The organism is Streptomyces sp. GS7 (assembly GCF_009834125.1).
Lineage (GTDB): Bacteria > Actinomycetota > Actinomycetes > Streptomycetales > Streptomycetaceae > Streptomyces.
In genome coordinates this window covers 2,675,083-2,697,846 of the sequence record NZ_CP047146.1, presented here as the reverse complement: position 1 = coordinate 2,697,846, position 22,764 = coordinate 2,675,083, and the positions used below count along the sequence as shown (strand labels likewise).

Sequence of the window (22,764 nt, the reverse complement as noted above, 5' to 3'; positions counted from 1 at the left end):
GGCCGCCTTCCTCCCGTCCGCGCGGCGGAGCGCCGGGTCTCGCCCACTCACTCGGTCAGGTGAGGCGTACCCGTATCGCGTTCGATTTAGGCCGGTCCGTGCACGAGGCGGAGCGCCGGGACGATTGCCCGCCGACGCATGAGGCGGCCTGGCGGCTCAGGTGACGCCGTGTCATTCTTTGGTGCACAGCGAGCGGGGAGCGACCGGCGATTGGGGGGCGCTGGTGGACTTCGACATCCTCATTCTGGGCTCGGTGGAACTGCGATCGGACGGGCACCGTGACCCGCTCGGCTCGGCGAAGGAACGGCTGGTCCTCGCCGCCCTGGCGATCGACGCGGGTCAGCCGGTCACGCTGGACGCGCTCATCCACCGCTTGTGGGACGACAACCCGCCGGCCAAGCCGCGCGTCAGTCTCCATGCCTACGCCGCCCGGATCCGCCGAAGGCTGCGCGGTCCGGACGGTCAGGACCACCTCGTACAGCACACGCACACCTACACGCTCGACGTGGAGCCGGAACGCGTCGACTACCACCGCTACCAGCACCTCGCCGGCCAGGCCCGGGCGCTGACGGACAGCGGCGACGACGAGCGGGCGCTGGCCCTGTTGAAGGAGGCGGACGCGACCTGGCGGGGGGAGGCGCTCGCCGGGCTGACGGGCTGGTGGGTGGAGAACACCCGGGCGGCGCTCGGCGAGCAGCACCTCGCGGCGACCCTGAACCGCATCGACATCGAGATGCGCAGGGGGCACTTCGCCGAACTCGTCGCCGAACTGACCATCCTGGTCGAGCGGCACCCGACCGACGAGACCCTCGTCGGCCATCTGATGGTGGCCAGTTACGGTTGCGGACGTCAGGCCGATGCGCTGCGCGCCTACGAGGCCGCCCGGCGCCGGCTCCGTACCGAGCTGGGCACGGACCCGGGTGAGGGCCTGGCACGCCTCCACCGGCTCATTCTGCGCCGGACGCCCGTCGACGGCCTCTTCACCGGAAAGCGGCCGGTGGCTGCCCGGCCGGTGCCCAACAACCTCCCCAGTCACGCCGAACTCGTCGGCCGCGAGGCCGAGATGGGGCTCCTTCACCTGCCCTCGTCCGAGGGGGGTGTGATCGCGTTGCAGGCGATCAGCGGGATGGGGGGCGTCGGCAAGTCCCTGCTGGCCCTGCATGCGGCCCACCGACTCGGCAAGCGGTTCCCCGACGCCCAACTGATGCTCGACCTGCGGGCGCACTCGCCCGGCGCGGCACCGCTCGCCCCTGAGGCGGCGCTCACCGCGCTGCTGCGCATCCTGGGCGTGCCGGCCTCCGGCATCCCGCAGGAGTTGGAGGAGCTCAGCTCGCTGTGGCGCACCATGCTGAGCACCCGCCGCGCCCTGATCATTCTGGACGACGCCGCCGGCCCCGAACAGCTCCGCCCGCTGCTGCCGGGCAGTTCGCCCTCGCTGATCATCATCACCAGCCGCCGCCGGCTCGCCGGACTGCCCGGCATCCGCTCCATCGTCCTCGACGTGCTCCCCGTCGACGACGCGACCGAGCTGTTCGTCCGGCTGGTCGGAGCGGAGCGCGCCGGCGACCCTCACGATGTCGCGACGATCGTGCGGCTGTGCGGGCAGCTTCCGCTCGCCCTCGAACTGGCCGCCGGACGCCTGGCCTCCCGGCCGTCGTGGACGACCGCTCACCTGATCCAGCGGCTGTCGCGCGGAGAAGGCAGGCTCGGTGAGTTCCGCGACTCCTACGAGGAGATCGCCCGGACCTTCGAGATGTCCTACGTTGCGCTCACCGTCGAGCAGCAGTCGGCCTTCCGCTCGCTCAGCCTCCATCTCGGCCAGGAGTTCGGCCTCCACGCCGCCACCGCACTCACCGGACTGCCACCGCACGCATCCGAACGCGTCCTGGAAGCGCTGCTCGACTCGCACCTCCTGCAGGAACCGGCGCCGGACCGGTTCCGCTTCCACGACCTGCTCGGCGAGTACGCGCTCACGCTCGCCCGCGCCGAGGACACCTCGGACCAGCGCGACCGCTGCGTCGCCCGACTCGTCGACTTCTACCTCCACGCGGCGGACCGGGCCGACCGGCTCATCTACCCCCGTCGCCATCGCCTCGGCATCCGGCACGCCGCGGATCCGTTCCCGATCCCTCCCTGGTCCGGCGCCCAGGAGGCCAAGAGCTGGCTGGCGGCCGAGCGCACCGCCCTGTTCACCGCCGAGCACCATGCGCGTACCCATGGCCGCCCGCGCACGGCCGCCCGGCTCGCCCACGCACTGGCGGGGTTCCTCGACAGCGAGGGCTACTGGGCCGAAGCGGAGCGCATGCACCGGCACGCCGTCGAGTACTGGCGGACATCCGGCGAATCCCGGCCGGAGGCACGTGCGCTGATCGACCTGGGCTCCACACTGGCTCACTCCGGGCGGTATCCGGAGGCCGTCGAACGCGCGCACCAGGCCATGGCGTTGGCCCGCGGCGCGGGAGACACCACGGCGGAGGTCGAGGCGATCCATCTGCTCGGAGTGATCCACTGGCATCGGGGGCAGTTCGAAGCGGCACTCGACATGCAGCACACGGTGTTGGAGCTGCGCAGGGCCCTCGGTGACCGGTTCCAGATCGCGCGCTCGCAGAACAACCTCGGGATCACCCACTTGTTCCTCGGCCAGCACGCCTCGTCCAAGGTGTGCTTCGAGGACGCCCTCAAGGGGTTCCGTGAGGTGGGCGATTCCCAGGAGGAGTCGCGGGCCCTGAACAACCTGTCCGACCTCCATCTGGCCCTGGGCGACCGCGACTCGGCCCTCCGTACGCTGCAGCGGTCCCTGGACATCAGCATGGCCGGCGGAAGCCGCTCGGACCAGGCGGTCATCCAACTGACCCTCGCCTCCGCCTTCGAGGTCCCGGGCGACCTGGACAAGGCGCTGGACCTCTACCGCCAAGCGCTGTTCTCCTTCCGGCAACTGGGCGACCGGAGGAACGAGTGCCTGGCCCTGAACGGTATCGGGGAAGCCTTCCAGGCCGCCGGACGCAGCAACGAGGCCGTCGTCCACCACCGCGGCGCACTGGACCTGGCCAGCACCATCGGAGCGGCGCACGAACAGGCCCAGGCGATGCGTTGCCTGGGCGTCGCCGAGGCCGGTCTGGGCAACCTCCGCTCGGGGCTCGCACACCTCGAAGCGGCGGTGACCCTCGCCAGCGAGGTCCACGACCCGGAGGAGAAGAGGAAGAGCCTCGATGCGCTGGCGAGGATCCGGGCACACAACGGCGGGACATACCACAATCGTTCACTGACTTGAAGTCAATTTGGAGCATCACCAGGTCAAGCGTTCTACTACAGCCATGATCAAGAAAACACTCTTTGGAGCGGCACTCGTCGTGCTCCTCGCCTGCATCCCCTCCGCCCTCTACGGGAGTTCGGCCCCCACGACGAACAGCCCAAGCGGCACCGTCGCGTAGCCTTCTCGCCGCACGACGCCCCGCGTCAGCCGTCTGCCCCACCACCCCCTGTGAGGTGGCCCGCGGCTGACGCGCCGGGGTGCGCGGCCGGCCCGAGCGGGGTCCGGCCTTCCGCTGTTTCCCGGAGCTGTCGCCCGAGCCCGTCCTGCCAGGAGCTGACCGGGTAGTCGACATAGCCGCGGGCTCCGCCGCCGTAGTAGGTGGTGGGGTCACCGGCGGCCGGTTCGCGGTCCAGGGCGAAGCGGGCGACCAGGTCGGGGTTGGCGATGAAGTGGGTGCCGAAGGAGACGGCGTCGGCGGTTCCGGCCTCGATGGCGGCGTTCGCGGACTCGCGGTCGAATCCGTTGTTCGCGATCAGCGGGCCGTGGAAGCGGTGGCGGTAGCGGTCGATCGCCGCGGTGTCGGGGCGGGTGTCCGGGGCCGGGCGGTCGGGTCCGCGGAGGTGCAGATAGGCCACGGGGTGGTCGTTCAGCGCGGTCACGAGGTCGTCGTGGTCGGCGAGGGTGGCGGCGTCGGGCCGGAAGAGGTCGCCCCCGTCCAGGTACGGGCCCAGGCGGACTCCCACGCTCCGGCCGTCCCAGGGTGCGGCGACCGCGTCGACGATCTCCAGCAGCAGTCGCCGGCGGCGGGTGCGGTCGCCTCCGTAGGCGTCGGTGCGGTGGTTGAGCCGGGGGTTGAGGAACTGCGCGATCAGGAACGTGCCGAGGGCCGCGATCTCGACGCCGTCGAAGCCCGCGCGGCGGGCGTGGTGTGCGGCGGCGCGGTAGTCGGCGACGGTGCCGGCGATCTCGGCCGGGGTCATCGCGCGGGGCGTGACGGTCTCCTGGAATCCGGTGGGCGTGAAGGACCGCGTCCGGGGGTTGACCGGCGACGGTCCCGCGGGCTGCCGGCCGCCGAGGTGGTCGGGGTGCGAGGCGGCGCCGGTGTGCCAGAGCTGGAGCACGATCCGGCCGCCGAGGGCGTGCACGGTGTCGGTGACCCGCCGCCAGGCGGTCACCTGCTCCGCGCTGTAGATCCCGGGGACGCCGGTGAAGCCGATCGCCTGCCTGCTGACCCAGGTCGCCTCCGTGATGATCAGCCCCGCACTGGCCCGCCGGCCGTAGTAGTCCGCGTGCATCGGCGTGGGCAGCAGCCCGTCGCGGGCGGCGCGGGCGCGGGTGAGGGGGGCCATGACGACCCGGTTGGGCAGGCGCAGGCCGCCGAGGTCCACGGGGCGGAGCAGCGGCTGGCGGTGGGGGGTGGGGAGGGGTGCGGGCGTGCTGGGGGTGGTCATGGGGGTTCCTCGTCCTGGGCGTTGTCTGTTGTCGCTCCGCGGAGTCGACGGCGCGGAGAGCCGGAAGGTGACCGGTGCGGGCCGGGCGGCGGCGCGGATTTTCCGGTGCGGGTCGGCGGGGTGGCTGCGTAGGGTGCCCGGGTCGGCGGAAGGCGGGAGGGGCGTAGCGGTGCTGATCTTCGATGCGGATGACACGTTGTGGGAGAACAACGTGATCTTCGAGCGGGTCATCGACGAGTTCACGGAGTGGCTGGCCGGGCCGGGGCTGGACCGGCGCGGGGTGCGGGCCGTACTGGACGGGATCGAGGCGGCGAACGCCGTGACACAGGGCTACGGGAGCAAGGTGTTCCTGCGGAGTCTCGGGGAGTGCGTGGCCCGGGTGCGGGGACGGGCCGCCACGGACGGGGAGTTGGGGCGGATCGCCGAGTGGGAGGCGGCCTTCACCGGGGGCCGGATGGAGTTGATCGCGGGGGTGCCCGAGACGCTGGCGGAGCTGGCGCGGCGGCACGAGCTGCTGCTGCTGACCAAGGGGGACACCGAGGAGCAGCAGCGGAAGGTGGCGGCGTCGGGGCTGGCCGGGCACTTCCGGGCGGTGCACATCGTGCCGGAGAAGAACGTGGCCGCGTACGAGGAGGTGACGCGGGAGCACGGGCTGGTGCCGGAGGAGACCTGGATGATCGGGAACTCGCCCAAGTCGGATATCTTGCCGGCGCGTTCGGCGGGGCTCAACGCGGTGTTCATTCCGCATGTCCACACGTGGGTGCTGGAGCACGGGGAGCTGGATCCGGCGGTCGCGAGGGTGCTGCGGCTGGAGAAGTTCGCCGAGTTGCTGAGGCACTTTTGAGCGGGGCGGGAGGAGTTGCCGTGACGGGTGGGACGCCCAAGGTGTCGTGCGTCTTCGTGTGCCATGACAGGGGCGGCCGGGTGCTGCTGGCGCGGCGGAGCGCCGGGGCCCGGGACGAGCCCGGCACCTGGGACTGCGGCGCCGGGGCGCTGGAGTTCGGGGAGACCTTCGAGGCCGCGGTGGGCCGTGAGGTGTACGAGGAGTACGGGGTGCGGCCTCTGGGGATCGAGCGGATCGGCGTGCGGAACGTGCTGCGCGGGGATCCGGTGACCTCGCACTGGGTGGCGGTGGTGTTCGCGGTGGAGGTGGCGGCGGAGGCGGTGCGGATCGGGGAGCCGGAGAAGTTCGACGCGGTGGGGTGGTTCGGCCCGGACGCGCTGCCGGAGCCGCTGCATTCGCAGTGCGGGGAGAGCCTGCGGCTGTTCGGTGCGATGCGCGCGGACTCTCCCCCGGCGGATGTGTCCTAGAGCGGTGCGGTGTCGGTGAGGTGGCCGGAGTCGACGGTCAGCCAGCGGGTGGGCGACAGCTCGTGCAGGAAGCGGGGGTCGTGGCTGACGACGAGGAGGGCGCCCTCGTAGGAGTGGAGGGCGGTGACGAGGCGGCGGACGGAGGACATGTCGAGGTTGTTGGTCGGTTCGTCGAGGAGGAGGAGCTGGGGGGACGGTTCGGCGAGCATCAGGGCCGCGAGTGAGGCCCGGAAGCGTTCGCCGCCGGAGAGGGTGCCGGTCTGCTGGTCGGCGCGGGCGCCCTTGAACAGGAAGCGGGCGAGGCGGGCGCGGATGCGGTTGTCGGTGGCGTCCGGGGCGTAGCGGGCGACGTTCTCGACGACGGTGAGGTCGTTGTCGAGTACCTCGTCGAGGTGCTGCGGGAGGAAGCGGTGCGGGACGTGGACCTCCGCGGTGCCTTCGGCGGGCGGGAGTTCGCCGGTGAGGGTGCGCAGCAGGGTGGTCTTGCCGGAGCCGTTGCGGCCCGTCAGGGCGATGCGCTCGGGACCGCGGACCTCCAGGTCGGCGCGGGTGCCGTAACGGGTGTGCAGGCCGCGGAGGGTGAGGACGTCGCGGCCCGGCGGGACCGCGGTGTGCGGGAGGTCGACGCGGATCTCGTCGTCGTCGCGGACCGCCTCGGCGGCGTCGTCCAGGCGTTCTCTGGCCTCCTTGAGGCGCTCGGTGTGCATGATGCGGTGCTTGCCTGCGGCGACCTGGGCCTCGCGCTTGCGTGCGTTCATGACGATCTTGGGTTCGCGCTTCTGGGCGGACATCTTGTTGCCGTAGCGGACCCGGCGGGCCAACTTGACGTGGGCGTCGGCCAGTTCGCGCTTCTGGCGGGCGACGTCGGCCTCGGCGACCCGCACCATCCGCTCGGCCGCCTCCTGTTCGGCGGCCAGGGCCGCTTCGTACGCGGTGAAGTTGCCGCCGTACCAGTGGATGCCCACCCGTCGCCCACCACCACCCTCGGCCGAGGCGCTGCGCGCCGCCCCTCTCGTCACCCGGAGGTCGGCGATCCGGTCGACGCGTTCGAGGAGTTCGCGGTCGTGGCTGACCACGAGGAGGACTCCGGACCAGGCGGCGACCGCGTCGTGGAGGCGGCGGCGCGCGGTGTGGTCGAGGTTGTTGGTGGGCTCGTCGAGGAGCAGCACGTCCGGGCGGGCAAGGAGCAGGGCGGCCAGCCGGAGCAGGACCGACTCGCCGCCGGAGACCTCGCCGATGGTGCGGTCGAGGCCGATCCCGGACAGGCCGAGCTGGTCGAGGGTGGCGTGGGCGCGTTCCTCCACGTCCCAGTCGTCGCCGACGGCGTCGAAGTGCTCCTCGCTCGCGTCACCGGCCTCGATGGCGTGCAGCGCGGCGCGGACCCTGTCGATACCGAGGGCCTGGTCGACGCGGAGGCGGGTGTCGAGCGGGGCGTGCTGCGGGAGGTAGCCGACCTCGCCGACGGCCCGGACGCCGCCCGCGGTGGGGGTCAGTTCGCCGGCGATCAGCTTCAACAGGGTGGACTTCCCCGATCCGTTGAGGCCGATCAGGCCCGTACGGCCGGGGCCGACGGCGAGGTGGAAGTCCGTGAGGACGGGGGTGCCGTCGGGCCAGGCGAAGTCGAGGCCGGTGCAGACGATGGACGTCGCGGCGGAGGAGTAAGCGGGGGGCTTTGGCATGCGGGTCTCCTGGGAGGTGCGCGGAGGGGTGGGGAACTGCGCAGGGAGACACCGCGGGGGAACGTCAGGGAGCCGGGGTACGCCGTGCGTACGCCGAGGTCGCGGACGGGCCACGCGGGGCGGGGATCGCGGAGCGAATCACCGGTCGCGGGCGCGGCGTCTCAAGACCTCAGACGAGCAACGGCTTTCTCCTGTCGGCGGGGGCACTGACGACTTCGACGGTAGGGGGTGGGGGCGGAAAACGCAAACGCTATTTCTGTTGCGTTTGCGGGCGCTGTGCCGCGGTGGCGCCCACCGGGGTGCGGCGGGCGCCGTCGCGGCGGTCAGGCGGGGCGGAGGCGGACGCGCGCCGGGCCGGTGGCCTGGAGGGTGACCCCGGCGGCGACCGGGACGTCCTGGTCGACGGCGGTCAGCTCGTGGCAGCGGAGCAGGGTGGCCAGGGCCAGTACCGACTCCAGCATGGAGAAGTGCTGGCCGATGCAGGCGCGCGGGCCGCCGCCGAAGGGGAACCAGGCGTAGCGGTGCCGGCCGGCCTCGCGTTCGGGGGTGAAGCGGTCCGGGTCGAAGCGCTCCGGGTCCTCCCAGAGCGCCGGGTGGCGATGGGTGACCCAGGGGGCGACGACGACGTCGGCGCCGGCCGGGACGGCGAAGCCGGCGATCTCGGTGGCCGCCACCGCCCGGCGGCTGACGACCGGGGCCGCCGGGTAGAGCCGCATGGACTCCTTGAACGCCCGGGTCAGGAGCGGGAGTCGGTCCAGGTCGGCGGCGGTGGGGGTGCCCTCGCCGAGGACCCGGCGGATCTCGTCGCGGATCCGGGACTGCTCCTCGGGGTGCCGGGCGAGGAGGTGCAGGGTGAACGCCATGGAGGTGGCGGTGGTTTCGTGGCCCGCGAGGAGGAAGATCAGCACCTGTTCGCGGACCTCGGTGGCGTCGAGGGTGCCGTCCTGCTCGTTGCCGGCGGCGGCCAGCAGGGTCAGCAGGTCGTCGGTTTCCGGGGTGGCCGCGGGGCCGCCCTTGCCGGCCGCCGTGCGGCGTTCGGCGATGATGCGGTCGCACAGGGCGTTCAGCTCGGCGGTGACGCCGCGCGCCCGGAGGTTCCTGGGGGTGGGCCAGTCCCGGGGCATCTTCAGGGGGTTGTAGGCGCGGCTGACGACGTAGTCGTTGATGACCGGGAGACAGCGGTCGGTGGCCTCGACGGCCGCCTCCACGTCCAGGCCGAAGAGGATCCGGGCGACGGTGCGCAGGGCCAGCCGGTTCATCTCGGGGACCAGGTCGACCGTGTCGCCGGCCGACTGCCAGCGGGCGGCGACCGCTTGGGCCTCGGTGGTGACGGCCGAGGCGTAGCCGTCGACCCGGCGCTTGGTGAACAGCGGCTGCACCAGCCGGCGCTGGCGGAGGTAGTCGTCGTCCTGGCTGGTGAGCAGGCCGTTGCCGAACGCCTGGCGGACCTCCTCGTAGAGCGGGTGGTCCTTGCGGAAGTTGGCGGCCTGGGAGGCGAGGATCTGCTGGACGCCCTCGGGGGCGAAGACCGCGAGGAAGACGCTGCGGAGTCCGGGCGGGCCGGCCTCCAGGCGGACCACGTCGCCGTGCTCGCGCTGGGCTCTTAAGAAGGCGCCGAGGGAGTCGCGGCGCAGGTCGAGCAGGGAGCCGATGACGGGGAGGCCGGCGGGGCCGGGGATCTCGGTGCGGGGTCCGGGTCCGGGGCGGGAGGCGGAGTTGGTCAGGGACATGCTCGCATTCCTATCCAATTTCCGGTCGGCTGAGTAGCGTGCCGGCGACCGGGGAGGGCGGAGCGCGGGAGGGCGGGAACCGGCCGCGGGGCGGGCGCGGCGTCCCCGTACCATGGCCGGATGATCGACAAGCGTGCCGGGAGGGCGGCCGGTGCCACCGCGAGCCAGTGCCGGGTCACCGTCTGCCGCGGCTGCTGCTGCGGGGACGGGGCGAAGCTCCCGGGGGTGGACCACGCCGGGCAGATACCGCGGCTGCGGGCCGCGCTCGACGGCGCGGCGCCGGTGCGCGCCTCGGACTGCCTGGACGTCTGCGACCAGGCGAACGTGGTCGTGGTGCAGCCGTCGGCGGCGGGCCGGGCCGCGGGCGGCCGGCCGGTGTGGCTGGGTCTGGTCAACGACGACGACGCGCTGGCGGACATCGCCGCCTGGATACGGGCCGGCGGGCCGGGGATCGCGGAGCCGCCCGGGGTGCTCGACCTGTACGCGATCACCGTGTCGCGGCGGGTGCGGGAGGGCCTGGACGGCCAGGGGGCCTGAGCGGTGCGCCGGGGCCGGTGCCGCGGGTTACCGGAGTCTTACGGAACCGGCCCCCGGCGCGCGGGGCCGCGTCCGCTGGTGTTGGCTGGAGGTATGAGGTGTCTCCCGGGAAGGGCACGCTGAGCCCGTGCGCCCCACAACCCCGCCCACTCCCCCGCCCGGTCCCGCCCAGGGGCCCGTACCGGGGCCGCCGCGCCGTGTCCTGGTCGTCGAGGACGACCCGACCGTCGCCGAGGTCGTCACCGGCTATCTCTCCCGCGCCGGCTACACCACCGCGCATGCCGCCGACGGGTTCACCGCCCTGGAGCGCGCCGCGGACTTCCGCCCGCATCTCGTCGTCCTGGATCTGATGCTGCCGGGCATCGACGGCCTGGAGGTCTGCCGCCGGCTGCGGCAGTCCGGCGAGGGCCCGGCGGTCCCGGTGGTGATGCTGACCGCGCGCGGCGAGGAGGCGGACCGGATCCTCGGGCTGGAGCTGGGCGCGGACGACTATGTGACCAAGCCGTTCAGCCCGCGGGAGCTGGTGCTGCGGATCGGGTCGGTGCTGCGCCGGGCCGAGGCGGCGCCGCCGGCCGCCGCGCCCGCGGCCGTACTGCGTGCCGGGGACCTGACCGCCGACCCCGGTGGCCGGCGGGCCCACCGCGCGGGCCGGGAACTCTCCCTCACGGCACGGGAGTTCGACCTGCTGGTGTTCCTGATGCGGCACCCGGGGCGGGTCTTCTCCCGGGAGCAGCTGCTGCAGCGCGTCTGGGGCTGGGAGTTCGGCGATCTGTCGACCGTGACGGTGCATGTGCGGCGGCTGCGGGAGAAGATCGAGGCGGATCCGGCGGCACCGCGGCTGGTGACGACGGTGTGGGGCGCCGGGTACCGCTTCGACCCCGGCGGCGGCGAGGTGATCATGGCGGGCGAGGTGGCGACGCACGATGCGGCGCCCGGGGGCGGCGAGTCGCGGGCATGACGGACTTTCTGGTCATCGTGGCGCTGGCGGCGCTCGGTGCGGCGGCGGTGGGTCTGCTGGCCGCGCCCGCGGTACGGGCGCTGCGGCGGCGGTCGGTGGCGCTGTCGCTGTTCGCGGTGGCGGCCCTGGCGGTGGCCGCGATGGCGGCCGGCACGGTGGCGGTGGCCCAGGCGATGTTCCTGTCCGGGCACGACCTGGGCGTGGTGATGGCCGTGGTGGCCGTCTCCGGAGTCGTCTCGCTGGCCGCCGCGCTGCTGTTCGGGCGGCGGATCGCGGCGGGCAGCCGGGAGCTGGCCCGGTCCGCGCGGACGGTCGGCAGCGAGGGCGGTTTCGTGGCGCCCGGCGAGCCGCCGACCGCCGAACTCGCCGCGTTGTCTCGGGCGTTGGAGGAAACCAGCGGACGGCTGGCCGAGGCCCGGGAGCGCGAGCGGGCGCTGGACGCCTCGCGCCGTGAGCTGATCGCCGGGATCTCGCACGACCTCCGCACCCCGCTCGCCGGGCTGCGGGCGATGGCCGAGGCGCTGGAGGACGGGGTCGCCGAGGACACCGCCCGCTATCACGCGCGGATGCGGATCGAGGTGGACCGGCTGGCCGCGATGGTCGACGACCTCTTCGAGCTGTCCCGCATTCAGGCCGGGGCGCTGGCGCTGACGTTGTCGCGGGTGTCGGTGTACGACCTGGTGGACGACGCGCTGGCGGGCGCCCGGCCGCTGGCGCGGGCGAGCGGGGTGCGGCTGGTGGACGGCGGGGTGGTGCCGCTGCCGGTGCGGGTGGACGCCCAGCAGATCACCCGCGTGCTGGGCAATCTGCTGGTCAACGCGATCCGGGCGACGCCGGAGGACGGCACGGTCGCGGTCAGCGCGTACCGCGCCGAGGGGCGGGTGGTGCTCGCGGTGGAGGACGGCTGCGGCGGGATTCCGGCGGCGGACCTCACCCGGGTGTTCGACACGGGCTGGCGCGGCGGACCGGCGCGCACCCCACGGGCGGACGGCGGGGGCGGCGCGGGACTGGGGCTCGCGATCGTCCGCGGGATCGCCGAGGCGCACGAGGGCCGGGCCACGGTGCGCAATACGGGAGCCGGGTGCCGGTTCGAGGTGGAGCTGCCGGAGGCCGGGCCGGCGCGTACGGGGTGAGGTGACCCCGGTGGACGCGATGGACGCGGCGGACTCGATGAACGCGGTGGGGCGCGCCGGGGCGGTGCGGTGGCCCCGGCGCGCTCGGCGGAGTCCGGCGCCCGCTCAGCGGAGTCCGGCGCCGCGGCGCGGCTCCGGCGCGCCGCGCCCGTCCGCCGGCCCGGTACGGCGGGTCGGCAGGTCGCGGGCGGTGCGGACCGGTGAGGCGAGCAGGATCAGGGCGGCCAGCGGGACCCCGGCGGTCGTGATCCACAGGGCCGTGCGGACGCCCAGCCCGGCACCGAGCGCACCGCCGAGCAGCGCGCCGAGCGGCAGCGTCCCGTAGCTGAGGAACGCACTGCCGGCGGTCAGCCGGCCGAGCAGCGCGGGCGGGCAGTAGCCCTGCTGGAAGCCCGCCTTGAGCACGTTGCCGGCCACGACTCCCGCACTGACCCCGAACCCGCCCACGACGTACAGCAGCACACCGGGTCCGCCGGTGGTGAGCGGGATCAGCAACGCCACGGTGGGCAGGGCGAGTTCGAAGAGCAGGGTGGCGCGGGCGGTGCCGATGCGGGCGGCGGTCCGGCGGACCGCGAAAGCACCCGCAACCCCGCCCGTACCGGCCACGGCGAGCAGGATGCCGACGGTCCCCGGCGACAGCCCCACCTCGCGGACCAGGAAGACCGGCAGGATGGACTGATACCCCATCAGGGCGAGGTTGGAGGCGGCGCCGAAGAGCGTCAGCGTACGGAACCAGACGTCGCCGGCCACCAGCCGCAGCCCCTCGCAGACCTCCGCGACCAGCGAGCGCGGGGCGCGCTGCCCGGCGTCCGGGCGCGGTTCGCGGTGCCGGATGCCGAGCAGGCAGAGCAGGGAGAGCAGATGGGTGGCCGCGGGGGCGAGCAACCCGCCGGCGGCGCCCGCGAGTTGGACGAGGAGGCCGCCCGCGCTCTGTCCGGCGAGCTGCGCCGCCGATGCGCTGCCGTGCAGCTTGGCGTTGCCCTCCGGCTGGTCGGCCGGGTCGAGGAGGGTGGGCAGATAGGCGCTGTACGCGGTCTGGAAGAGCACCGCCGCGGCGCCGGTGAGCAGAGCCACCGCGATCAGCAGGCCGAGGCCGAGGCCGCCGGACCGGGCGATGAGCGGGACGGCGGCGAACAGCACCGCCGGGACCGCGGCGGCGCCCAGCATCAGGGGGCGGCGGGGCAGCCGGTCCACCCACACCCCGACCGGGAGCCCGATCAGCAGCCAGGGCAGCCAGCCGCAGGCGCTGAGCAGGGCGACCGCGAAGGTGTCGGCGCGCAGCGTGGCGACGGCGATCAGCGGCATGGTCACCCGGGTGACCGCGGACCCGAACTTGCCGGCGGTCTCGCCGCACCACAGCAGCCGGAAGTCGCGGTGGCGGTGGAGCAGGCCGGTCACCGGTCGGGCCGATCGGTGCGCTCCTCGCGGGGGGTGCGCTCCTCTCGGGGGAAGGACTGGAGCTGGACGACGACCGGCCGGTTCTCCGGGGCGGGCTGCCCGGAGGCGGCCCGGTACCGCTCCACGACGTCCGCCACCTCACGGTTCAACGCGGCGAGTTGATCCGGCGTCAGGCGGAGGTCGGACCACTGCGCGATCTCGCCCGCGTCCCGCCACTCCGGGGCCCAGTCCTCGGCGAGATAGCCGGCGACCCGGTGGAAGTGCTGCTGGACGATTTCGTGGACGTAGACGGAGAGCGGGCCGCGGGCGTCCGGATCGTCGCGGAAATCGGTGGTGTTGAGCTGGTGGGAGACGGCGGCGGCCCGCCACCAGCGCTCGCGGCGGGTGCCACGGCCGGCCTCCTCCTCGATGAAGTCGTGGTCGGCCAGATGGCGCAGATGCCAGCTGACCGTCCCGGTGTTCTCGCCGAGCCGGCGGGAGAGGCCGGTGGCGGTGTCCGGGCCGTCCAGCCGCAGCAGCTCCAGGATGCGCATCCGCAGCGGATGCGCCAGCGCGCGCAGACTGCGGGCGTCCATCCGGCGGGTGGGGCGCGGCGCGTGCGGTGCGCGGGCGTCGGCGGCGGGGCCGCCGCGCGTTTCGGCCGCGGGGGTTTCGGCACCGGATATCGCGGCGGGCGGCAGTGCGGCGTCGGGCGTCTCGGCATCGGTCATGGACGCCAGCGTAGAGATGCAGAGACTCCTTTGCAGAGAATTCTCTGCAATTTCTTCGGAGCTACTCGGCGGGGGAACCGCCGGTGCCAGGCGCCCGCCAGAGCGGATGTTCGCGTTCCGCCCAGCCCGCGTCGACCGCCCCCGTCCGCATCCCGCGCCGCGCCTCCGGATCGCCGTACGCCTTCCAGACGTGGCCGGAGATCGCCACGACCACGGCGAGGGCGAGCCAGTCGTGGACGAAGGTGGCCCCGGTGCGCCAGAGGAGCGGGGCGAGGTGCGGGAACCACATCAGCAGGCCGGTGGCGAGCATGACGAGCACGGCGCCCGCGATCCAGGCGGCGTAGAGCTTCTGGCCGGCGTTGAACTTGCCGGCCGGGCGGCGGCCCTTGCGGCGGCGGAGCGCGGCGCGCAGCCAGCGGCGGTCGTGCGGGCCGTAGCGGTTGAGGCGGGTGAGGTCGGCGCGCAGCGCGCGGGAGGCCAGGCCGAGCAGCAGCGGGACCGGCAGCAGGATGCCGGCCCACTCGTGGACGGTGACCATGAGGGCGCGGCGGCCGACGAGTTCGGCGAGGAAGGGGAGGTAGAGACAGCCCGCAGTCAGGACGCAGACGGACATGAGGGTGGCGGTGGTGCGGTGCACCCAGCGTTCGGCGGGGGTGAAGCGGGCGATCCGGCCGGACGGAGCGCCGGCCGCGCCGCCGTCAGGTCGTCGGGGCATCGTCGCGTCCGTTCGAGCGGCCGACCCAGGCGTCGACGTCATAGCCGCGCTCCTCCCAGAAACCCGGCTCCACCCGGTCGGTGACGGTGATCTTCGACAGCCATTTCGCCGACTTGTAGAAGTACATGGGGGCGACATAGAGGCGGACCGGGCCGCCGTGGTCGTAGCCGAGGGGCTTGTCCTGCATCCGCAGGGCCACCAGGACGTCGTCGCGGCGGGCCTGGGCGAGGGTGAGCGACTCGGTGTAGGAGCCGTCGAAGCAGGTGAAGCGGACGGCCTCGGCCTGCGGGTGGACGCCGGCGGCGGCCAGCAGCGCGCCGAGGCGTACGCCCTCGAAGGGGGTGCCAGGCACCCGCCAGCCGGTGACGCACTGGACGTCGTGCACGAGCCGGGTCTGCGGCAGGCGGCGCAGGTCGGCGAGGCGGTAGGTGGCGGGGCGGCTCACCAGGCCGTCGACGGTGAGGCGGTAGGTGCGCTCGTCCTTGCGCGGGACCGAGCCGGTGACCGAGTAGTAGCGGAAACCACCGCCGGCGGGCAGCAGGCCGGACAGCCCGGTGGGGTCCTTCTGGGCGGCGGCGCCGACGGTGCTGTCGTAGGCGCGCTGGAGGAGCGGTGCGGCGGCGATACCGGCGGCGCCGGCCGCGAGCATGCCCAGTACGACGCGGCGGCCGACGGGGCTGCCGCGGCCGTCCGCGCCCTGCCGCTGATCTGCGTCGCCGTCCGATTCGCGGGCCGGCTGCGGCTCGGGCTGCGGGTGCGGGTCCTGTGTCACGGCTCGATTCGAGCATCCGGCGGGCGTGGGGACCAGCCGTCGGGCCCCGGCGTCAGACTTTCGTCATCGTTGCCCGCAACGGCCGGTCACCGGGTGGTACAGACGGGTGCGCGCGAGAATGGTGGGTGACGAGGGCCACCCGGAGGCCGTTCCCGGGTGGCTATCCTCGGGCGCATCCCCCACCCCGCGCGATACGAGGTGTGCGACGTGACGGTGATTCTGCTCGCCCTTGGCGCGGCCTGCTGTCTGGGCACCGGATTTGTCTTCCAGCAGATCGCGGCACAGCACGCCCCACCGCAGGACTACCTCTCCCTGCGGCTGCTGCTCGACCTGGTGCGGATGCCGCGCTGGGTCGCCGGGATCGCGCTGATGGTGGCGGGGATGGCGCTGGGCGCGGTGGCGCTGGGCATGGGGGACATCACCCTCGTCGAGCCGCTGATGGCGACGAATCTGCTGTTCGCGATGGCGCTGGCCCGGCGGATCTCCCGGCAGCGGCTGGGCCGCAGCGGATGGGCCGGGCTGTGGCTGCTGGGCGGCGGGGTGACCGCGTTCATCGTGGCCGGGCGCCCGCACGGCAGCCGGAACAGCGAGGTCGGGCAGCTGGCGCAGTGGCTGATCATGGGTGTGGTGCTGGGCACCGCGCTGCTGCTGGCGGCCGTCGCCAAACGGGAGCGGGTGCATGTGAGCCTGGAGGCCGCGCTGCTGGGGGTCGCCGCCGGGCTGCTCTACGGGTTGCAGGACGCCCTGACCCGGATCAGCGGCCAGCGGTTCGGCTCCGGCGGCTGGGGCGCGCTGCTGACGAGCTGGCAGCCGTACGCGATCGTGGTGCTGGGGGTGCTGGCGCTGGTGATGGTGCAGAGCGCGTTCGAGTCCGCGCCGCTGCGGATGTCGCTGCCCGCGCTGACGGCTGCCCAGCCGCTGGCCGGGATCGCCTGCGGGGTGGGGTTCCTCGGCGACCAGCTGCGGGTGACGACCGGCGCGCTGGCCTGGGAGGCGGCCGGGATCGCGGCGGTGGTGGCGGGGATCGTGCTGATCGGGAGCCATCCGGCGATGCCGCCGGGGGCCGGGAAGGCCGCGCGCGCACGGGAGCTCCAGCCCCGCTGAGGTGCGCGCCGGCCCCTCACCTCGTCCCGGTCACACCTCACCTTTGTTAATGTTCGACATTAGAATGGCCGCATGCCCAGAACATCGGGTCCCGAGACCCGGGAGAAGCTGATCCGCGCCGCCGAGGAGATCTTCGCGGCGCAGGGCGTGGACGGCGCCCAGACCCGTGACATCGTCGCGCTCGCCGGACAGAGCAATCCCTCGGCCGTGCAGTACCACTTCGGCTCCCGCGCCGGCCTGCTGGAGGCCGTGATGGCCGGGCGGCTGGCCCGTACGGAAGCGGCCCTGGCGCCACTGCTGGCCGCCGCGGAGACCGCCGGGCCGACGCTCGCCGACCTGCTCGGGGTGCTGGTCACCGCCGAGGCCACCGAGCTGCGCACCGACCGCGGGCGGCGCTGCCTGCGGATCTCCGCCCAGCTCAGCCACGAGAGCGGGGTGCGCGCCCGGATCCCGCATCCGACGCTGGCCGGAACCGCGTACTGGCGGCTGATCTGCCGGGTCGAGGAGGCGCTCGCCGCGGCCGGGCTGCCCGAGGCGCTGCGGCTGGAGCGGCTGGACCTCGCGCTCACGCTGATGGGCGCGGCGATGGCCGACCGGGCCACGCACTACCTCAAGGGCGCCGAACCCCTGACCGGAGAGGAGCTTTTCCTCGCCGATCTCGCCGGGACGACGGAAGCCTTCCTGCGCGCCGCCGCCCCCGCGACCACCGCGCGACGGCATCCAAGGAGTTCCCCATGAGCGAGCCCGCCCCGGTGCCCGCCCCGGTATCCGCACCGAGCCCGGCCGGCAAGACCGTCATCATCACCGGCGGCGCCCGCGGGCTGGGCGCCGCGGCGGCCGAGCAGGCCGTCGCGGCCGGTGCGCGGATCGTGCTGACCGACGTCCTGGCGGAGGAGGGCGCGGCGACCGCGGCACGGCTGGGCGAGCGGGCCCGCTTCCTGCCGCACGACGTGACCTCCGACGGTCCGGTACGTCATGGGGCAGTGAGCCGGTAGCCGGGGCGGCGTCCCGGCGGGTGAGGTGGCCGCACCTGGTGGTTGCATGGCGCCATGACAGATCAGCAACCGCTCAACGCGGACGAGATCCTCGATGTCGTCGACGAGCACGACCGGGTCGTCGGGCAGGCCCCGCGCGCCGAGAGCTACGCCCGCCGGCTGCGCACCCGGTGCGCGTTCATCCTCGTCCGGGACGCCGAGGACCGGATCTTCGTGCACCGGCGGACGCCCGCGAAGCTGGTGTTCCCGTCGCACTACGACATGTTCGTCGGCGGCGTGGTCGGCGCCGGTGAGTCGTACGACGAGGCGGCGCTCCGGGAAGCCGAGGAGGAACTGGGCGTCCGGGGCCTGGCGCGCCCCGAGCCGCTGTTCCGCTTCCTGTACGAGACGCCGGAGCACACCTGGTGGTCGGCGGTGTACCAGGTGCGCTGCACCCTTCCGGTCGCGCCCCAGGAGGCGGAGATCGACTGGTACGCGTTCCTGCCGGAGGAGGAGCTGCGCCGGCGGCTGGACGAGTGGCCGTGGACGCCGGACGGGCTGGCCGCCTACCGTGAGCTGACCGCCCGTCGGGCGGCCGGGGAGCTCTGAGCGGACCGGCGACCGGGGGCTGTCCGGCGGGTCAGGGCCGGACAGCCCCCGGGCGTGGTGTCCGGCCCTGACCCACCGGACAGGCGCTGGTGTTTCGGCCATGATCCTTTCCGACGGCCACCGGCCGCCCGGCACCGCTGCCGCCCCGGCTCGCGCTGCTGCTGGTCGGCTGCACGCTCGGGATGTCGGTGTGCGGCGCGGCGCTGCTGGTGCGGACCCGCTGAGGGCGCGCCCGGCGGTACGGTGAGCCCGGCCGCGTGGACGCGGGACGCCCTCGCCCCGCCGCCCGCGCCGGGCCGGGGCAACCACCTTTCCGGGAGCGGAACATGACCGAGCAGCAGCGCCAGGCGCCGGGCGGGAGCGACCGCGGGACCGGCGAGCGGAGCGGCACCGGGCAGGTCCCCGAGCCCTACCTCACCGAACTCGCCCCCGGAGTCCACGCGTTCGTCCAGCCGGACGGCGGCTGGTGCCTGAACAACGCCGGCTTCGTCACCGACGGCGGCGCCACGCTGGTCGTGGACACCGCCGCCACCGAGCGCCGGGCGCGGCTGCTGCGCCGCCGGATCGCGGAGAGCGGCGCCCCCGCGCCCCGTACGGTCGTCAACACCCACCACCACGGCGACCACACCTACGGCAACGGCGTGTTCGCGCCCGAGGCGGCGGTCATCGGGCACGCGGCGTGCCGCCGTGAGGTGCTGGCCGCCGGGCACCAGCTGCACGCGGTCTGGCCGCAGGTGGCGTACGGCGACATCCGGATCACCCCGCCGGAGATCACGTATACCGACGAACTGACCCTGCACGTCGGGGAGTTCGAGGTGCGGCTGATCCATCCGGGGGTGGCGCACACGACCGGCGACACGATCGTGTGGCTGCCGCGGCAGCGCATCGTGTTCGCCGGCGACCTGGTCTTCCACGGGGGCACGCCGTTCGTCTTCATGGGCTCGCTGACCGGGTCGCTGCGGGCGATCGAGGTGCTGCGGTCGCTGGACGCGACCACCGTCGTCCCCGGGCACGGCCCGGTGACCGGGCCGGAGGTCTACGACGGCATCGAGCGCTATCTGCGGTTCGTCGGCGAGCTGGCCCGCGCGGGGCGGGCGGCCGGGCGTACGCCGCTGGAGGTGGCGCGGGAGGCGGACCTGGGCGCGTTCGCGGGGCTGGCCGAGAGCGAGCGGCTGGTGGCGAACCTGCACCGGGCGTACGCGGAGCTGGCGGGCGCCGCGCCGGGAGCGCCGCTGGACCCGGTGACCGGGTTCGGGGAGATGGCGGCGATGAACGGCGGGGTGCCACCGGCCTGCCACGCGTGAGCGGCCGGTCCGGGGCGGCGGGCGGCCGGCGGCGACCCGGCGTCCGGCCCGGCGGGACGTGGCGCGAACGCGGCGGGTGACGGACGCCCCACGGGCGGGCACTGGACTCCATACCGACTAGTCGGCATGATCGTGCGGGCGACCACTGGTAGCCATGGACCGTCCCACTCCCCACGGAGGAGCACGATGAGCAACGGCACCCCTCCCCCGCCGGCCGCCGGCCGGGAGGCACCCCCCGGCCTCGACCTGGACCGCCTGCGCAAACACCTGGACCGGGAACGTCCGGGCCTGGCCGGCGGGCCGCTGAGCGCGCAGCTGATCGAGGGCGGCCGGTCCAACCTCACCTATCGCGTCACCGACGGCGCCGCCTCCTGGGTCGTCCGCCGGCCGCCGCTCGGCCATGTGCTGGCCACCGCGCACGACATGCGGCGCGAGCACCGGGTGATCAGCGCGCTGCACGGCACCGCGGTGCCGGTGCCGGAGACGCTGCTGCTGTGCGAGGACGAGACGGTCGTCGGCGCACCGTTCTATGTGATGGAGCTGGTCGAGGGCACCCCGTACCGGACCGCGGACCAGCTGGCGCCGCTCGGTCCGGAGCGCACCCGCGCGGTGGTGCTCTCCCTCGTCGACACGCTGGTGGCGCTGCACGCGGTGGATCCGGCGGCGGCCGGTCTCGCCGACTTCGGCCGCCCGGACGGCTTCCTGGAGCGCCAACTCCGCCGCTGGGGCAAGCAGTTGGCCGCGTCCAAGAACCGCGCGCTGCCGGGCGTCGACGAGCTGCACGAGGCGCTGGGCCGGGCGCTGCCGACCTCGCCCGCGCCCACCGTCGTCCACGGCGACTACCGCCTCGACAACGTGCTGGTCGGCGCCGACGACACCATCACGGCCGTACTGGACTGGGAGATGTCCACGCTCGGCGATCCGCTGACCGACCTCGGGCTGCTGGTGATGTACTGCACGGACCTCGGCCTGCCGAAGTCGCCGGTCAGCACCAGCAGCGGCGCCCCGGGGCACCCCGGTCCGGACGAGCTGATCGCGCGCTATGCGGCGCGCTCCGGCCGGGACACCTCCGGCATCGCCTGGTACACCGCCTTCGCCTGGTTCAAACTCGCCGTGATCCTCGAAGGCATCCACTACCGCTTCACGCTCGGCCAGACGGTCGGCGCGGGGTTCGACCGGATCGGCGAGCTGGTGCCCGTGTTCATCGACCGCGGACTGACCACCCTCAAGGAAGGCTGAGCCCATGGACTTCGCATTCGACGCCCGCACCGAGGAACTGCGCCACCGGCTCCTGTCGTTCATGGACGAGTACGTCCACCCGGCCGAGCGGACCGCCCACGAGCAGCGGGCCGCGCTCGCCTCGCCGTGGGACACCCCGGCGGTGGTCGAGGAACTGAAGGCCGAGGCGCGGCGGCAGGGGCTGTGGAACCTCTTCTTGCCCGATGAGGAGTACGGGGCCGGGCTGACCAACCTGCAGTACGCGCCGCTGGCCGAGATCACCGGCCGCAGCCCGCAGTTGGCGCCCACCGCGCTGAACTGCGCGGCGCCGGACACCGGCAACATGGAGGTGCTGGCCCAGTTCGGCGACGCGGCGCAGAAGAAGCAGTGGCTGGAGCCGCTGCTGGCGGGCGAGATCCGGTCGGCGTTCGCGATGACCGAGCCGGAGGTGGCCTCGTCCGACGCCACCAACATCGAGACCCGTATCGAGCGGGACGGCGACGAGTACGTCGTCAACGGCCGCAAGTGGTACATCTCCGGGGCGATGAACCCGCAGTGCCAGATCTTCATCGTGATGGGCAAGACCGACCCCGACGGAGCCGACATCCGCCGCCAGCAGTCGATGATCCTGGTGCCGCGGGACACCCCTGGCCTGACCGTCGAGCGCGCCATGCAGGTCTACGGCTACGAGGACCACTACCACGGCGGGCACGCGGAGGTCGTCTTCGACGACGTGCGGGTGCCGGTCGGCAATCTGATCGGCGAGGAGGGCGGCGGCTTCGGGATCGCCCAGGCGCGGCTCGGGCCCGGCCGGATCCACCACTGCATGCGGCTGATCGGGATGGCCGAGCGGGCGATCGAGCTGATGTGCCGGCGGGCGGTGAGCCGTACCGCGTTCGGCAAGCCGCTGGCCCAACAGGGCGTGGTCCAGGAGTGGATCGCGGACGCCCGGGTGGCGGTGGAGCAGCTGCGGCTGCTGGTGCTGAAGACCGCCTGGCTGATGGACACCGTCGGCAACAAGGGCGCGCACACCGAGATCCAGGCGATCAAGATCGCCACCCCGCGGACGGTCGTGGACATCCTCGACAAGGCGGTGCAGCTGCACGGCGCGGGCGGGGTCAGCCAGGACTTCCCCCTGGCGGAGCTGTGGGCCGGGGCCCGTACGCTGCGGCTGGCGGACGGGCCGGACGAGGTGCACCAGCGGTCGCTGGCGCGGCGCGAGATCAAGCAGTACCTGTAACGCCGTTACGGGACAGTGCCGGTATCGGCGTTACAGGTCCGGCGCCTGTCACGCCGTTACGGGCGCAGCGCCCGCAGCAGCAGCTCCGCCAGGTGGTCGGCGACCTGCTGCGGGCTCAGCGGCCCGTCCTCGCGGTACCACGTCCCGAGGTGGTGCACCGAGCCGAAGTGGTAGTCGACGACCAGGTCCGCGGGGATGTCGGCGGCGAACACCCCGGTGCGCTGGCCCTCTTCGACCAGGGCCCGGAACCGCTCGTGGTAGCGCCGCCGCTCGGCGCGCACCTGCTTGTCCTTCTCGGGGCTCAGATGGTGCATGGAGCGGAAGAAGATCTTGGTGTCGTCGAGGTTCTCGATAGTGGTGACGACGACGTCCGCGGCGGCGTCCCGCAGCCGCTGCTCCACCGGTGCGTCGGCGTCCGCGAAGTGGTCCAGCCGCTCCTGCTGGAGCCGCAGCACCCGGCCGTAGACCTCGTGCAGGAGGTCGTCCTTGGAGCCGAAGTAGTGGTAGAGGGCGCCCTTGGTGACGCCCGCCGCGTCGACGATCTCCTGCACGGAGGTGCGGTCGTAGCCGTGCTCCGCGAACAGCCTGGTGGCGGTGGCCAGCAGCCGCTGCGCCACGGGCTTCGCGGTGCCGTCGCCGTTGCCGGTGCCGTCCTTCGTGCCGGCCAT

The 22,764-nt window shown here is 73.7% G+C and carries 20 protein-coding genes and 1 pseudogene; 13 read left to right on the top strand and 8 right to left on the bottom strand.

Translation table 11 applies throughout. The annotated features are described in order from the left end of the window. Window positions 1-181: 181 nt before the first annotated feature. Window positions 182-3,271 (top strand): AfsR/SARP family transcriptional regulator, encoded by a 3,090-nt coding sequence (locus GR130_RS11615; protein ID WP_159504650.1) that lies wholly within the window; start codon window positions 182-184, stop codon window positions 3,269-3,271. Between the two features lie 185 nt (window positions 3,272-3,456). Here GR130_RS11615 and GR130_RS11610 read toward each other — a convergent pair whose 3' ends face one another. Next, window positions 3,457-4,704: an alkene reductase gene (locus GR130_RS11610; protein ID WP_159504649.1), complete on the bottom strand. Its 1,248-nt coding sequence runs from the start codon at window positions 4,702-4,704 to the stop codon at window positions 3,457-3,459. Window positions 4,705-4,873: 169 nt separating this feature from the next. Between GR130_RS11610 and GR130_RS11605 the strand changes: the two genes are divergently transcribed. Both GR130_RS11605 and GR130_RS11600 read left to right on the top strand, forming a co-directional pair. After that, a complete protein-coding gene (locus GR130_RS11605; RefSeq protein WP_236572982.1) occupies window positions 4,874-5,548 on the top strand; it encodes an HAD family hydrolase in 675 nt (224 codons plus the stop codon). A 20-nt stretch (window positions 5,549-5,568) separates the two neighbouring features. Then, on the top strand, window positions 5,569-6,015 hold the full coding sequence (locus GR130_RS11600) for an NUDIX hydrolase (protein WP_236572981.1): 447 nt from the start codon (window positions 5,569-5,571) through the stop codon (window positions 6,013-6,015). Here the strand turns inward: GR130_RS11600 and GR130_RS11595 are convergent. Both GR130_RS11595 and GR130_RS11590 read right to left on the bottom strand, forming a co-directional pair. After that, window positions 6,012-7,694 (bottom strand): ABC-F family ATP-binding cassette domain-containing protein, encoded by a 1,683-nt coding sequence (locus GR130_RS11595; protein WP_159504647.1) that lies wholly within the window; start codon window positions 7,692-7,694, stop codon window positions 6,012-6,014. The genes GR130_RS11600 and GR130_RS11595 overlap by 4 nt on opposite strands. A 323-nt stretch (window positions 7,695-8,017) precedes the next feature. Continuing rightward, window positions 8,018-9,424, bottom strand: coding sequence for a cytochrome P450 (locus GR130_RS11590; protein ID WP_159504646.1), 1,407 nt, complete (start codon window positions 9,422-9,424; stop codon window positions 8,018-8,020). 120 nt (window positions 9,425-9,544) lie between these two features. On the opposite strand from GR130_RS11590, the gene GR130_RS11585 reads away from it, so the two are divergent. The 3 genes from GR130_RS11585 (at window position 9,545) to GR130_RS11575 (ending at window position 12,052) form a co-directional block, all read left to right on the top strand. Continuing rightward, window positions 9,545-9,961, top strand: coding sequence for a (2Fe-2S) ferredoxin domain-containing protein (locus tag GR130_RS11585; protein WP_159504645.1), 417 nt, complete (start codon window positions 9,545-9,547; stop codon window positions 9,959-9,961). 127 nt (window positions 9,962-10,088) lie between these two features. Continuing rightward, on the top strand, window positions 10,089-10,919 hold the full coding sequence (locus tag GR130_RS11580; RefSeq protein ID WP_328707551.1) for a response regulator transcription factor: 831 nt from the start codon (window positions 10,089-10,091) through the stop codon (window positions 10,917-10,919). Beyond that, complete coding sequence (locus GR130_RS11575; protein ID WP_159504644.1) at window positions 10,916-12,052, top strand: sensor histidine kinase; 1,137 nt, start codon at window positions 10,916-10,918, stop codon at window positions 12,050-12,052. Before GR130_RS11580 ends, GR130_RS11575 begins: the two co-directional genes overlap by 4 nt. A 105-nt stretch (window positions 12,053-12,157) precedes the next feature. Here GR130_RS11575 and GR130_RS11570 read toward each other — a convergent pair whose 3' ends face one another. The 4 genes from GR130_RS11570 to GR130_RS11555 all read right to left on the bottom strand — a co-directional run bounded on the left by GR130_RS11570 (window position 12,158) and on the right by GR130_RS11555 (window position 15,647). Further along, complete coding sequence (locus GR130_RS11570) at window positions 12,158-13,450, bottom strand: MFS transporter (RefSeq protein ID WP_159504643.1); 1,293 nt, start codon at window positions 13,448-13,450, stop codon at window positions 12,158-12,160. Beyond that, the gene (locus GR130_RS11565) at window positions 13,447-14,025 is read right to left on the bottom strand and encodes a winged helix-turn-helix domain-containing protein (RefSeq protein WP_159509903.1); all 579 of its coding nucleotides are present in this window, start codon (window positions 14,023-14,025) and stop codon (window positions 13,447-13,449) included. Before GR130_RS11565 ends, GR130_RS11570 begins: the two co-directional genes overlap by 4 nt. A gap of 196 nt (window positions 14,026-14,221) precedes the next feature. Further along, the gene (locus GR130_RS11560; protein WP_236572980.1) at window positions 14,222-14,875 is read right to left on the bottom strand and encodes a cytochrome b/b6 domain-containing protein; all 654 of its coding nucleotides are present in this window, start codon (window positions 14,873-14,875) and stop codon (window positions 14,222-14,224) included. Next, complete coding sequence (locus GR130_RS11555; RefSeq protein WP_236572979.1) at window positions 14,859-15,647, bottom strand: molybdopterin-dependent oxidoreductase; 789 nt, start codon at window positions 15,645-15,647, stop codon at window positions 14,859-14,861. The genes GR130_RS11560 and GR130_RS11555 overlap by 17 nt, the downstream gene beginning before the upstream one ends. A 207-nt stretch (window positions 15,648-15,854) precedes the next feature. Between GR130_RS11555 and GR130_RS11550 the strand changes: the two genes are divergently transcribed. The 7 genes and pseudogenes from GR130_RS11550 to GR130_RS11520 all read left to right on the top strand — a co-directional run bounded on the left by GR130_RS11550 (window position 15,855) and on the right by GR130_RS11520 (window position 22,096). Then, a complete protein-coding gene (locus GR130_RS11550; RefSeq protein ID WP_159504641.1) occupies window positions 15,855-16,751 on the top strand; it encodes a DMT family transporter in 897 nt (298 codons plus the stop codon). A gap of 72 nt (window positions 16,752-16,823) precedes the next feature. Continuing rightward, window positions 16,824-17,489 carry a TetR/AcrR family transcriptional regulator gene (locus tag GR130_RS11545; RefSeq protein ID WP_159504640.1) on the top strand — a complete coding sequence of 222 codons (666 nt, stop codon included), beginning with the start codon at window positions 16,824-16,826 and terminating at the stop codon, window positions 17,487-17,489. Beyond that, window positions 17,486-17,713 (top strand): annotated as a pseudogene (locus GR130_RS11540) (SDR family NAD(P)-dependent oxidoreductase); the annotation flags it as partial. The gene GR130_RS11545 and the pseudogene GR130_RS11540, both read left to right, overlap by 4 nt. A gap of 87 nt (window positions 17,714-17,800) precedes the next feature. Further along, complete coding sequence (locus tag GR130_RS11535) at window positions 17,801-18,334, top strand: NUDIX domain-containing protein (RefSeq protein ID WP_159504639.1); 534 nt, start codon at window positions 17,801-17,803, stop codon at window positions 18,332-18,334. Between the two features lie 326 nt (window positions 18,335-18,660). Continuing rightward, window positions 18,661-19,638 (top strand): MBL fold metallo-hydrolase, encoded by a 978-nt coding sequence (locus GR130_RS11530; protein ID WP_159504638.1) that lies wholly within the window; start codon window positions 18,661-18,663, stop codon window positions 19,636-19,638. A 186-nt stretch (window positions 19,639-19,824) separates the two neighbouring features. Next, on the top strand, window positions 19,825-20,877 hold the full coding sequence (locus tag GR130_RS11525; protein ID WP_159504637.1) for a phosphotransferase family protein: 1,053 nt from the start codon (window positions 19,825-19,827) through the stop codon (window positions 20,875-20,877). Between the two features lie 4 nt (window positions 20,878-20,881). Continuing rightward, entirely contained in the window at window positions 20,882-22,096 is a 1,215-nt protein-coding gene (locus tag GR130_RS11520) for an acyl-CoA dehydrogenase family protein (protein WP_159504636.1), read from the top strand. Window positions 22,097-22,152: 56 nt separating this feature from the next. Here GR130_RS11520 and GR130_RS11515 read toward each other — a convergent pair whose 3' ends face one another. Continuing rightward, window positions 22,153-22,764, bottom strand: coding sequence for a TetR/AcrR family transcriptional regulator (locus tag GR130_RS11515; protein ID WP_159504635.1), 612 nt, complete (start codon window positions 22,762-22,764; stop codon window positions 22,153-22,155).

Bases quoted from the DNA above. Each gene is read 5' to 3' on its own strand.
- GR130_RS11610 (WP_159504649.1), bottom strand. From the start codon at position 4,704: ATGACCACCCCCAGCACGCCCGCACCCCTCCCCACCCCCCACCGCCAG.
- GR130_RS11595 (WP_159504647.1), bottom strand. From the start codon at position 7,694: ATGCCAAAGCCCCCCGCTTACTCCTCCGCCGCGACGTCCATCGTCTGC.
- GR130_RS11590 (WP_159504646.1), bottom strand. From the start codon at position 9,424: ATGTCCCTGACCAACTCCGCCTCCCGCCCCGGACCCGGACCCCGCACC.
- GR130_RS11585 (WP_159504645.1), top strand. From the start codon at position 9,545: ATGATCGACAAGCGTGCCGGGAGGGCGGCCGGTGCCACCGCGAGCCAG.
- GR130_RS11575 (WP_159504644.1), top strand. From the start codon at position 10,916: ATGACGGACTTTCTGGTCATCGTGGCGCTGGCGGCGCTCGGTGCGGCG.
- GR130_RS11565 (WP_159509903.1), bottom strand. From the start codon at position 14,025: ATGGACGCCCGCAGTCTGCGCGCGCTGGCGCATCCGCTGCGGATGCGC.
- GR130_RS11560 (WP_236572980.1), bottom strand. From the start codon at position 14,875: ATGCCCCGACGACCTGACGGCGGCGCGGCCGGCGCTCCGTCCGGCCGG.
- GR130_RS11545 (WP_159504640.1), top strand. From the start codon at position 16,824: ATGCCCAGAACATCGGGTCCCGAGACCCGGGAGAAGCTGATCCGCGCC.
- GR130_RS11535 (WP_159504639.1), top strand. From the start codon at position 17,801: ATGACAGATCAGCAACCGCTCAACGCGGACGAGATCCTCGATGTCGTC.
- GR130_RS11530 (WP_159504638.1), top strand. From the start codon at position 18,661: ATGACCGAGCAGCAGCGCCAGGCGCCGGGCGGGAGCGACCGCGGGACC.
- GR130_RS11525 (WP_159504637.1), top strand. From the start codon at position 19,825: ATGAGCAACGGCACCCCTCCCCCGCCGGCCGCCGGCCGGGAGGCACCC.
- GR130_RS11520 (WP_159504636.1), top strand. From the start codon at position 20,882: ATGGACTTCGCATTCGACGCCCGCACCGAGGAACTGCGCCACCGGCTC.
- GR130_RS11515 (WP_159504635.1), bottom strand. From the start codon at position 22,764: ATGGCCGGCACGAAGGACGGCACCGGCAACGGCGACGGCACCGCGAAG.